At 71.9% G+C, this 9,626-nt stretch carries 13 protein-coding genes; 6 read left to right on the top strand and 7 right to left on the bottom strand.

All coding sequences use genetic code 11. The annotated features are described in order from the left end of the window. Window positions 1-84 precede the first annotated feature (84 nt). Both ACN6LM_RS08610 and ACN6LM_RS08605 read right to left on the bottom strand, forming a co-directional pair. Window positions 85-357, bottom strand: a complete 273-nt coding sequence (locus ACN6LM_RS08610) for a DUF397 domain-containing protein (protein WP_445064682.1) — start codon at window positions 355-357, stop codon at window positions 85-87. Further along, on the bottom strand, window positions 314-1,183 hold the full coding sequence (locus tag ACN6LM_RS08605) for a helix-turn-helix domain-containing protein (RefSeq protein ID WP_445064681.1): 870 nt from the start codon (window positions 1,181-1,183) through the stop codon (window positions 314-316). Before ACN6LM_RS08605 ends, ACN6LM_RS08610 begins: the two co-directional genes overlap by 44 nt. A gap of 117 nt (window positions 1,184-1,300) precedes the next feature. Between ACN6LM_RS08605 and ACN6LM_RS08600 the strand changes: the two genes are divergently transcribed. From ACN6LM_RS08600 to ACN6LM_RS08590, 3 genes are read left to right on the top strand one after another with little or no spacing between them, the layout of a single operon-like run. Next, window positions 1,301-1,507 carry a hypothetical protein gene (locus ACN6LM_RS08600; RefSeq protein ID WP_445064680.1) on the top strand — a complete coding sequence of 69 codons (207 nt, stop codon included), beginning with the start codon at window positions 1,301-1,303 and terminating at the stop codon, window positions 1,505-1,507. Further along, the gene (locus ACN6LM_RS08595; protein WP_445064679.1) at window positions 1,504-1,959 is read left to right on the top strand and encodes an ATP-binding protein; all 456 of its coding nucleotides are present in this window, start codon (window positions 1,504-1,506) and stop codon (window positions 1,957-1,959) included. The genes ACN6LM_RS08600 and ACN6LM_RS08595 overlap by 4 nt, the downstream gene beginning before the upstream one ends. 42 nt (window positions 1,960-2,001) lie before the next feature. Continuing rightward, the gene (locus ACN6LM_RS08590) at window positions 2,002-2,370 is read left to right on the top strand and encodes a helix-turn-helix domain-containing protein (RefSeq protein WP_445064678.1); all 369 of its coding nucleotides are present in this window, start codon (window positions 2,002-2,004) and stop codon (window positions 2,368-2,370) included. On the opposite strand, the gene ACN6LM_RS08585 is transcribed toward ACN6LM_RS08590, so the two are convergent. After that, window positions 2,367-2,972, bottom strand: a complete 606-nt coding sequence (locus ACN6LM_RS08585) for a dihydrofolate reductase family protein (RefSeq protein ID WP_445064677.1) — start codon at window positions 2,970-2,972, stop codon at window positions 2,367-2,369. The genes ACN6LM_RS08590 and ACN6LM_RS08585 overlap by 4 nt on opposite strands. 76 nt (window positions 2,973-3,048) lie before the next feature. After that, on the bottom strand, window positions 3,049-3,831 hold the full coding sequence (locus ACN6LM_RS08580; protein WP_445064676.1) for a polysaccharide deacetylase family protein: 783 nt from the start codon (window positions 3,829-3,831) through the stop codon (window positions 3,049-3,051). Between the two features lie 172 nt (window positions 3,832-4,003). Here ACN6LM_RS08580 and ACN6LM_RS08575 point away from each other — a divergent pair, with 172 nt between their 5' ends. Next, on the top strand, window positions 4,004-4,588 hold the full coding sequence (locus ACN6LM_RS08575) for a DinB family protein (RefSeq protein ID WP_445064675.1): 585 nt from the start codon (window positions 4,004-4,006) through the stop codon (window positions 4,586-4,588). 212 nt (window positions 4,589-4,800) lie between these two features. Here ACN6LM_RS08575 and ACN6LM_RS08570 read toward each other — a convergent pair whose 3' ends face one another. The 3 genes from ACN6LM_RS08570 to ACN6LM_RS08560 all read right to left on the bottom strand — a co-directional run bounded on the left by ACN6LM_RS08570 (window position 4,801) and on the right by ACN6LM_RS08560 (window position 7,217). Next, on the bottom strand, window positions 4,801-5,724 hold the full coding sequence (locus ACN6LM_RS08570) for an RNA polymerase sigma-70 factor (protein ID WP_445064674.1): 924 nt from the start codon (window positions 5,722-5,724) through the stop codon (window positions 4,801-4,803). A gap of 31 nt (window positions 5,725-5,755) precedes the next feature. Continuing rightward, a complete protein-coding gene (locus tag ACN6LM_RS08565; RefSeq protein ID WP_445064673.1) occupies window positions 5,756-6,229 on the bottom strand; it encodes a carboxymuconolactone decarboxylase family protein in 474 nt (157 codons plus the stop codon). Window positions 6,230-6,329: 100 nt separating this feature from the next. Beyond that, entirely contained in the window at window positions 6,330-7,217 is an 888-nt protein-coding gene (locus tag ACN6LM_RS08560) for a MerR family transcriptional regulator (RefSeq protein ID WP_445064672.1), read from the bottom strand. A gap of 198 nt (window positions 7,218-7,415) precedes the next feature. Here ACN6LM_RS08560 and ACN6LM_RS08555 point away from each other — a divergent pair, with 198 nt between their 5' ends. Beyond that, a complete protein-coding gene (locus tag ACN6LM_RS08555) occupies window positions 7,416-7,853 on the top strand; it encodes a hypothetical protein (protein WP_445064671.1) in 438 nt (145 codons plus the stop codon). A gap of 52 nt (window positions 7,854-7,905) precedes the next feature. Beyond that, window positions 7,906-9,621, top strand: a complete 1,716-nt coding sequence (locus tag ACN6LM_RS08550) for a sel1 repeat family protein (protein ID WP_445064670.1) — start codon at window positions 7,906-7,908, stop codon at window positions 9,619-9,621. The last annotated feature ends 5 nt before the right edge of the window (window positions 9,622-9,626 follow it).

Below are 9,626 nucleotides of genomic sequence, written 5' to 3'. Positions count from 1 at the left end.
CCTGTGGTTAGGGGTGAAAGGCCAATCAAACTCCGTGATAGCTGGTTCTCCCTCGCGCCCCTTCGCGTGCGTACGGGCTCCGCGTCAGGCGGCCTTGACCGACTCGATGAACGGCGCCCAGGCGGCGGCGTGGACGACGAGGGCGGGGCCGTCGGGTCGCTTGGAGTCACGGACGGGGACGAGGCCGGGGTGGCCGGCGGCCACTTCGAGGCAGTTCCCGCCGCTGGTGTTGCTGTAGCTGCTCTTACGCCACAGGGCGTACCCCTCGGCGACTTCGAGGCAGTTCCCGCCGCTGCTGTTGCTGTAGCTGCTCTTACGCCAGGTCGCGGCGGTCAAGTCGTGCTGGTTGAGCACCATTTCGGTATTCCTCTGCCGCAGCCTCGATCATGGCCAGGGACGCCCCCAGCGGCGAGGCGGCGGCCCTCAGGAGATCGTACGATCTCCGGTACTGCTTCACGAGGCCCGGATCGTCGACGGTCTGGCCGTGGTGCTGGCCCTCCATGTAGACGAGCGGCGGAGCGTCCGCGAAGTCCAGCACCATGATGTTGCTTTGCATGAGCGTGTGCGCACCTGAATTCCACGGAATGATCTGTACAAAGATCCGGCCACGCTTGACGAGCGCGGCGATGTGGTCGAGTTGTTCGGCCATCTGTTCCGGCGGCAGGATGGCGTTCCACAGCAGGGCCTCGGGAAGGATCACCCAGTACTCGGGGGTGCGGTGGTTGTCCTCGAAGATCTGTGCCCGTGCCAGTCGCGCGTTGACCTTCTCGTCGGTCTCCTCCGGGAGCTCCTGCAACCGTTCGACGCCGATCACGGTGCGCGCGTACGCCTCCGTCTGAAGCAGGCCGGGAATGACGGTGGGCGACCACTCCTCGATCGTCAGGGCCTGCCTTTCCGCCTCCAGTACGCGCGCGAAGTACTCCGCGTGGCCCTTGCGTCTCGCCTCCTGGACGTCTTCACAACGCCGAACGAAAAAGTCCGTGCCCAGCTTGCGGTCCACATGCGCCGCGAGGTCGATCGGCATGCCGCGTGCGCCGTGTTCGATCGCGCTGAGCATGGCGATTCCGTAGAAGCTGCCCTCCGCCAGCTTCTCCAGGGTCAGGCCAGCTGCCTCCCGGTGGTACCGCAGCTCCTTCCCATAGAACTGCGGTACCCCCGCCGAACCGTCGATGTCCTTCGCCACCGCCGACCGCCTTTCACACCTCGCTCTGTGGAGCGGAATCGCCTTCCACGGTACGGCTCCATACGGCAGCGTGTGAGGTGTTCGTCACAGCAAGCAACCGAAAGGTGGACGGCCTTCATGGAGCACGCCCCGTACGACATCGGCCAGGAGATCGACGCACTGCGTGCGGCGCTCAAGGCCAACGGCATCACGCTGCCGTCATTGGGAGTTGACCCGCTGACGCTCGCGTGGACCGGCCGACAGCCGCTCGTCGCGCTCGGTAACTGCAACACGGAGACGGCGCGTCAGCTGGCCGAGGTGCTGCAAAGGGCGGCCGGGGGATGAACGGGCTGCCCCTGACATGGGAGTTCCTGGCGGTCCCGCAGGCGGTACCGGAGGTGCGGCAGATACTGCGGGAGCGGTTCGACGGCGAGGACGCGGGCGATCTCCTGCTGTGCGTCAGCGAGTTGCTGGCGAACGTGATCACCCATGTGGGGGAGCGCACGCCGGTGTCGCTACGACTGAGCGCGACGCCCTCGAGGCGCGTACGGGTAGCGGTGAGCGACCCCGCGGCGACGGTCTGGCCGGTCCTCCGCGAGACCGGCCCGGAGGGCACGTCGGGCCGGGGCCTCCAACTTTTGGACGCGCTTGCCCTGCGGTGGGGCGTGGAGCAGTCCCCGCACCGCAAGACGGTCTGGTGCGAACTACGGGCCCCGGGAAGCCGGGCGGGCCTTCGGCCCGAGGGGCGGCGGCACCGGCATGTGGACGCTCAGGACGCCTGTGAGGCACGGTCATGACCCTGCTGCGCACAGTTACGAGGGGACCGGTGAGGAGAGGCGATGAAACACTCCGAGTGGAGGACCCGCAGGACCAGGAAGCTCCTGGGGGAGACCGTCGAGGAGTCCTCCGCCTGCACCGAAGCCGGGTATGCCTTCGCCCTCGGCCAAGCCGTTTACGACCGGCGGGCGGCACTCGGCATGTCGCAGACGGAACTGGCTCGTCGTGCCGGAACGACCCACCCGGACAACCCCGCCTCCGGCCGCGTCCTGGCCAAAGCCGGGTCCACCCGCCTTGGCACGTCCGACCGGCAGACCGACGACGGATCCGTCCTCTACGAGCTGTACGCCTTGGAGTACGAGCACCTGGGACAGCCACGGGTGCGCCGCCCCGGACCAGGCCATCCGATCCGCTGCCCCTACGGTGGCTAGTAGCTGTCGTACGTCGGCCTGCCCTTCGGGCGGTAGACGGCCAGGACCGTGCCGCCCTTCGTCGCCGTGACGCTGACCGGCTCCAGGGCTGTCGGGATCGCGCCGTCCGCGAAGAGGCGTTTGCCGGTGCCGATGATGACCGGGTGGATGGTGAGGCGGTACTCGTCCACCAGGTCCTCGCGCATCAGGGTCTGGGCGAGGTCGCCGCTGCCGACGACGTTGATGTTGCGGCCCTCGGTCGCCTTGAGGCGGCGTACGGCTTCGGCGGTGTCGCCGGTCAGGAGGGTGGAGTTCCGCCAGTCCACGGAGGACAGGGTGCGGGACGCCACGTACTTGTGCATGGAGTTCATCCGCTCGGTGAACGGGTTGTCCGGGTCGGCGGTCGGCCAGTACGAGGCGAAGATGTCGTACGTCTTGCGGCCGAGCAGCATGGCGTCGGTGTCCTCGTACCAGCCGGCGATCGCCTCGCCGACCTCCTCGTCGGACGTGGGCTTCTGCCAGCCGCCCTGCGTGAAGCCGCTCTCCGGGTCCTCGTCGGGGCCGCCGGGGGCCTGCATCACGCCGTCGAGCGTCAGGAACGTGGAAACGATGATCTTGCGCATGGGGTGCGCTCCTTCCGTCCAGGGGTAGACGTCGGGGGCGCCGGAAACTCATCGGCGGGGGTGCCCGTCGTCGGAGTCACCGCACCGGGAAGCCGTACGCGTACCCCTGCTCCCGCAGCCACGGAAGGACCTGGCCGAGCGCGGCCAGGGTCTGGGAGCGGTCGCCGCCCGCGTCGTGGAACAGGACGGTCGGACCGTTGGCGATCTCGCTCTTGACGGTGGCCACGATGGCGTCCGTGCCGGGGTGTTCGAAGTCCTTGGTGTCGACGTTCCAGCCCAGCGGCCGCATCCCGTGCGAGGCGGCGAGCTTCCGGCTGTACGGGGTGAACGCGCCGCCCGGAGCGCGGTAGTACTGCGGGTGGACGCCGCCCGACGCCTTGGTGATCATCCGTTCGGCGTCGAGGATCTCCTTGGCCTGGTACGCCTCGGACTTCTTGTCCATGGTGACGTCGTGCGAGACGGTGTGATTGCACAGCCGGTGACCGGCCGCCACGACGGCCTTGACCAGGTCGGGGTACGCCTGGGCCTGCGTGCCGACCATGCAGAACACGGCCTTGACCCCGTTCTCCTTGAGGAGCTGGAGCACCTGGGGCGTCCAGGTGGGGTCCGGGCCGTCGTCGATGGTGATGTTGACGCCCTCGGGGCCCTTGTCCGAGGCGTGGGCGATGTCCTCCGCGACCTTCTCGGTCACGGGCCCGTCATGGTGCGCGGCGGAAGGCGACGCGACGGCCGCCGGCCGCGTCCCGTCGGTGGTGCCGGCCTGCGCGGTCCACACCGAGGTGGCCGCGGCCAGCGCCGTGACCCCGAGCGCCGCCGCGATGAGCCGGCTGTGCCACGTCCGCTCCCTGTGCTTCGCCATGTCCGCCCCGCCCCTTTGCCATGCTGCTGCCGTGTCTGCCCTGCTCCCATGAGGACAGGCGGGTGCGCTCGGAGGCTGCCTCTGTTACCGATCGCGGACACTTCTGCGGAAGGCCGGCGACAAAGGAGGGGAGCCTCCCCATCCGGCGCCCTTGATGGCAGAGTCCGTTCACATGAACGATGACGCAGCGAAAGACCGTCTCCACTCCGTCATGCGCAACGCGCGCGAAGCCGTGGTCTGGAAGCTCGACGGGCTCGGGGAGTACGACATCCGGCGGCCGTTGACCTGGACCGGGACCAATCTGCTGGGGCTCGTCAAGCACCTGTCGTTCTGGGAGGCCCGGTACTTCGGGGACGTCTTCGGGCGGCCGTTCCCCGAGCCTCTTCCCCGGTGGGACGACAACGAGCCGGGCAGCCGGGACATGTGGGCCACCGAGGGGGAGACCCGGGACGAGATCGTCGGCCTGTACCGACGGGTGTGGGCGCACACGGACGCGACGATCGCCGCGCTGCCGCTCGACGCGCCCGGCCGGGTGGAGTGGTGGCGCCGGCCCGAGGTGCGGCTGTTCGACGTCATGGTGCACATGCACGGCGAGACCGCCCGCCACGCGGGCCACGCCGACATCCTCCGCGAACAGCTCGACCACGCGACGGGCACGGTGGCCGCGTACGCCCAGCCGCAGGAGGACGCGGCGTACTGGGAGGCGCACCGCGCGAAGGTCGAACGCGCGGCGAAGGCCGCCGCGGGGGGCGCGTAGCGCCCGGTGCGGCGGTGCTCCGTGCGTGCCCCGGCGCCCCGCGCGGCGAAACCGCCCGGCGACAGCGGCCGCCGAACGCGCGGGGCGCCCCGTGCGCCGGCGGGGCGGCGACCGATGTGCGCCCCGCCCTCCCGCCGGTGGGGCGGCACTCCGTGCGCGCACCGGGCGACGGGGCCGGCCCGACGGCAGCCGCCGCCGAAGGCGCGCAACGCTCAACGGGCCCGCCTGCGCAGCGCCTTCACCTCGCGGTCCGCCTCCCACGCGTCCGCCACCGGGCCCAGGTGGCCGAGCTTGTCCGGGTTGATCACCGAGCGGACCGTCTGGACGCGGCCGTCCAGCACGTCGAGGGACAGGACGTGGAGCACGCCCCCGTCGCGCACCCGGAACAGCGCGCCCGGCCGGCCGTTGACCTCGCGGGGCTCGCAGGTGATGCCCGCCTCGGCCATGAGGGGGTAGACCGTGGCGAGCAGCCGGGCCGCGTTCTCCGCGCCCACGACGGTCCTGGCCAGCTGCGGGGCCTTGCCGCCGCCGTCGCCGACGAGCTGGACGTCGGCCGACAGCAGGCTCCGCAGCCCCTCCACGTCGCCCCGGGACAGCGCGTCGAAGAACCGGCCCGCGAGCTCGCGCTGTTCCGCGCGGTCCGCCTCGAACCGGGGCCGGCCCTCGTGCATGTGGCGGCGGGCCCGTGCGAGCAGCTGGCGGCAGGCCGTCTCGGAGCGGCCGACCGCCGCCGCGATGTCGTCGTAGCCGAAGGCGAAGACCTCCCGCAGCACGAACACCGACCGTTCCAGCGGACTCAGCCGTTCCAGGAGGAGCAGCGACGCCATCGACACCGAGTCCGCCAGCTCGGCGGCGCGCGCCGGGTCCGCGTACGGGTCGTCCAGCAGCGGCTCGGGCAGCCACGGGCCCACGTACTCCTCCCGGCGCACCCGGGCCGACCGCAGCACATCGATGGCGATCCGGGTCACCGTGGTGGACAGGAACGCCTTCACCGACTCCGGCCGGGTGGCCGAGGCGTCGTACCGGAGCCAGGTCTCCTGAACGGCGTCCTCCGCCTCGGCGACGCTGCCCAGGACGCGGTACGCGATCGAGAACAGCAGCCCCCGCAGCTCCTCGAACTCCTCGGCCTTGCCCATGCGCGGTCCCCTCCTGTGGTGTCTCTTCCGCTCAGTGGAACTGTCCGGGCCGGTAGTCGCCCGCCGGCTGCTGCGTGATGATGTTCAGCCGGTTCACCGCGTTCATGAACGAGACCAGCATGACGAGCGCGGTCAGCTGCTCCTCGTCGTAGAGCGCGGCGGCCCTCGCCCAGGTCTCGTCGTCCACCCCGGCCCCGGCGTCGGCCGTACGCGTGCCCTGCTCGGCAAGGGCGAGGGCCGCGCGCTCGGCCTCGGTGAACACGGTCGCCTCCCGCCAGGCCACGACGAGATTGAGCCGCACCGCGCTCTCCCCGGCGGCGACGGCGTCCTTGGTGTGCATGTCGATGCAGGCCGCGCAGCCGTTGATCTGGCTGACGCGAAGGGCGACGAGCTCCTGCGTGGTGGCGGGCAGCGGCAGGTCCTTCACCTCCCGGCCGCACGCCATGAAGTACTTGAGCGCCTTGCCGGCGACCGGGTTCGTGAAGTAGTCGAGCCGTGCGTTCATGGTGTGCTCCTCGGGTCCGAACGGGTGCGTTCATACCCGGGACGAGACAGCGGGCCCGGCTGTGACACGGAGGCACGCGGTGTGACGCGGGTCTCCCGGGCTACGCCTGCCGTACGCGTACGGCCTCGGCTGCCCAGTCGAGCGCGGGCGCCAGGCTCTCCGGGGCGGGCCAGCCGTTGATGACCGCGAGCAGCTGGACGTATCGGTCGCGACGCGGGTCGTTGAACCGCTGGAGCCGGGGGAGCAGCCCGTCGGTGCGGCCGTGTTCGGCCGTGATGGCCGCGACGACGGGGTCCGCGTCGGGCGAGGCGGGGTCGAGCCCGGCGGCCAGGGCGGGGGCGACGAGATCGCGGACGACGGCGGTGAAGTCGCGCCGGGGGACGCCGCCCCGGGGCTGCTCGGCCGCGATGTCCCGCAACGCCCGCCGCAGGCCGGCGCGGAAATCGGGGTCCTGGGCCAGTGCGGCCCACTCGGCCCAGGCGCGGGCCCGGCCGGGGTCGGACGCGTCGGGCGGTTCGGGCGTCATGTTGCGGGCCACGCCGTCGAGCCCGAGGCCGTCGAAGACCGCGTGGACGAAGTCGGCGACGAGGCGACGGCGTTCGTCGTCGGTGAGTTGGGCGAGCTGATGCATGAGATCGGTCTCCTCAGGCGTGAGCCGGCGTTCGGCCACGGCGGCCAGCAGCGCCTGCCGCAGGCGCAGGACGCGGATCTGCGCCTCCAGCGCCTCCACGTGCGCCGCCGCGACGTCGGGCAGCGGCAGCTCCCGGTCGGCCACCTTGCGGATCGTGTCCAGGCCGAGCCCGAGCTCCCGCAGCGTCCGTACCAGCGCGAGACGCGCGACGGCGTCGGGGCCGTAGCGGCGGTAACCGGCCGGAGTGCGGGCGGCCGGCGTCACGATCCCGCGATCGGAGTAGTACCGGATCGTCTTCACACTGAGCCCGGTCCGCCGGGCCAGTTCCCCGATCGAGTGGAGCGCGTCGCCGTCCATGGGGCCAGCTTGGGGTCTCCCGCCGGGGGAGACGCAAGTGCGGCGACGGATGGCAGGGTGAACGCGGCAGAGGCGGGGCAACTCGCCTCGCTGCCGGGAGCGTCGGCACGTCTCCGCAGCGGAGTGGAACGGCGCCCGGCTTTCGTACGTCTCGGTGAGCAGCGCCGTACAGCGCACGGCCGACCCAAGGAGCACCGCATGAACCGGCACCTCTCCGTTCCCGCCCTCGCCGCGGCCGCTCTCCTCGCCGCCGGATGCAGCGGGGGTGAGCACGCCCCGCCCAAGCGCGCCGGGGCCGCGGCCTCGCAGCCCTCTCCGCGCGCGGCCGGACTCGAACTCCCCGCCCGCGCGGCCGTGCTCGTCCCCGAGACGTCCGGTTCCGGCGATCTCGACCTCGCGCGCTTCACGCCCCGGCAGGGCGTCTACACCGTGTACGCCCGCTGCACGGGCAAGGGCCGGGTCACGGTGGTCGACACCGACCGGCCCGACGCCGACCCCAGTCGCATCGCCTGTGACCAGGTCGCCACCGTGGGCCGGGTCTACAGCGAGGCGGAGGCGCAGGCGCTCCGGATGCGGGTTCAGGGCGGGACGGCCACGTGGACGGTGGCGGTCGTGGCCGGTGCGCACGACGTGTGACGCCGTGGGACCCCGGCGGGGCGTACGCCAACTCGCCTGGCACCATGCGCCCATGACCACCCAGAACATACAGGACCGGGGCGAGGCGCTGGTCGCCGCCGCTCTGGCCAAGGACACCAAGGCCGCCCACCGGCACACGGACTTCTTCGTGTTCGGCAGACACATCGACGAGGGCATCCCCTACTGGGAGCGGGCCGTCGAGGCCGGGGACATCTGGTCGCACTACACCCTCGCCCGGTACCGGAAGGTCCGGGGCGACCGGCAGGCGGCGGACGCGCTCTACCGGGCCGTCGCGGAGTTCGACGCGGGGTGCGCGTACGGGCTCGGGGTGCTGCTGCGGGAGGACGGGAACACCGGGGAGGCCGCCGAATGGTTCCGGCAGGGATGGGAGGACGGGCGGCACCTCGACTGCAAGATCGAGCTGGGCAAGCTCATGGCAGCCGAGGGGCGGTGCGCGGAGGCGTCCGCGTTCCTGATGAGCGAGGTCGAGCTGGGTGACATCGCGGTCTACCGCTGGTCCCGGCTCTTCGACTCGTTCGAGGAGGTCTTCGACCGGGTAGCCGAGGCGCTGGAGACCGCCGAGGCCGACGGGGACGGCGCGGCCGCCCTGGCCGCGGTGCGGGAACTCTTCGAGCTGGACCAGCACTTCGCTGACTACCCGGGGCTCGCCCCCCGCGCCGACGAGCTGTACCGCCGGGGCTCCGCGCTCAGCGCCGAGGCGGGGATGTACTACGCGATGTTCCTCACCGAGACCGGCGAGGAGGGCTGGCCCGAGGCCGTCGAGCTGCTGCTCCAGGCGCGCGAGGCGGGCGTCGAGCAGGCCGCCGGGGTGCTCGGCAACCTGTGCGAGCAGCGCGGCCAGCTGGCGGAGGCCGAGCGTGTCCACCGGCTCGCCGTCGAGGCGGGCGACGAGGCGCCCAAGTGGAACCTCGGGATGCTGTGCATGCGGCTCGGCCGGTACGACGAGGCCGAGCGCTGGTTCCGGGAGTTCGGCGAGGACGACAAGGACGCCGTGCAGCAGCTGGCCCGGGTCGCCGCGCTCCGCGCGGGCGGCCCCCGTGCCGCCGACGAGCCCGACTACCGGCAGCTGCCCGCCCTGCGCGAGCGGGCCGAGGCCGGGGAGGTACGGGCGGGGTACGAGTACGCCGACATGCTCAACGACTGGGGCGGCAAGAACGCCCGCTACCTGATCCCCTGGCTGGAGCCCGCCGCCCGCGCCGGGGACCCGGACGCGGCGTACGACCTGGCGCAGCTGTGCGCGAAGCTGCGCCGTTTCACGGACCGCGACACGTGGCACCGGGTGGCCGCCGAGGGCGGCGACCACCACTCCTGCCACCACATGGGCTGGCTCTCCGACCACCACCGCGACTACCAGGAGTCCGAACGCTGGTACGTCCGCGCGGCCGGCCTCGGCTCCCGCCTCGACTCCATGATCGCGGGCAAGCTGATGGTCCAGCGCAAGGCCTACGCCGAGGCCGAGCCGTACCTCCGCCGGGCCTGGGAGGAGGGCGACGACCACGACAAGTTCCGCACGGAGACCGCTGGTTACTACGGAGTCGCCCTGCGCCACCTGGACCGCCTGGCCGAGGCCATGGACCTCCTGACGTTCGCCGCCGACCGCTGGCGGGAGGACGTGCTGCCGCTCTACGACCCGGACGACCTGGACGTCCGCGCCCGGATGATCCGGCCGGAGGAGGAGCTGGAGGCGCTGGACGAGCAGCTGGACGCGGAGCTGGACGCGGAGCTGGAGGAGGACGACGAGGAGTGACCCCG

This window comes from Streptomyces sp. SAS_281 (genome assembly GCF_052542855.1).
The sequence above is the reverse complement of the archived record's forward strand: the minus strand, read 5'-3'. Positions and strand labels throughout refer to the sequence as shown.

Bases quoted from the DNA above. Each gene is read 5' to 3' on its own strand.
- ACN6LM_RS08570 (WP_445064674.1), bottom strand. From the start codon at position 5,724: ATGGGCAAGGCCGAGGAGTTCGAGGAGCTGCGGGGGCTGCTGTTCTCG.
- ACN6LM_RS08550 (WP_445064670.1), top strand. From the start codon at position 7,906: ATGACCACCCAGAACATACAGGACCGGGGCGAGGCGCTGGTCGCCGCC.
- ACN6LM_RS08565 (WP_445064673.1), bottom strand. From the start codon at position 6,229: ATGAACGCACGGCTCGACTACTTCACGAACCCGGTCGCCGGCAAGGCG.
- ACN6LM_RS08595 (WP_445064679.1), top strand. From the start codon at position 1,504: ATGAACGGGCTGCCCCTGACATGGGAGTTCCTGGCGGTCCCGCAGGCG.
- ACN6LM_RS08610 (WP_445064682.1), bottom strand. From the start codon at position 357: ATGGTGCTCAACCAGCACGACTTGACCGCCGCGACCTGGCGTAAGAGC.
- ACN6LM_RS08555 (WP_445064671.1), top strand. From the start codon at position 7,416: ATGAACCGGCACCTCTCCGTTCCCGCCCTCGCCGCGGCCGCTCTCCTC.
- ACN6LM_RS08575 (WP_445064675.1), top strand. From the start codon at position 4,004: ATGAACGATGACGCAGCGAAAGACCGTCTCCACTCCGTCATGCGCAAC.
- ACN6LM_RS08560 (WP_445064672.1), bottom strand. From the start codon at position 7,217: ATGGACGGCGACGCGCTCCACTCGATCGGGGAACTGGCCCGGCGGACC.
- ACN6LM_RS08585 (WP_445064677.1), bottom strand. From the start codon at position 2,972: ATGCGCAAGATCATCGTTTCCACGTTCCTGACGCTCGACGGCGTGATG.
- ACN6LM_RS08590 (WP_445064678.1), top strand. From the start codon at position 2,002: ATGAAACACTCCGAGTGGAGGACCCGCAGGACCAGGAAGCTCCTGGGG.
- ACN6LM_RS08580 (WP_445064676.1), bottom strand. From the start codon at position 3,831: ATGGCGAAGCACAGGGAGCGGACGTGGCACAGCCGGCTCATCGCGGCG.
- ACN6LM_RS08600 (WP_445064680.1), top strand. From the start codon at position 1,301: ATGGAGCACGCCCCGTACGACATCGGCCAGGAGATCGACGCACTGCGT.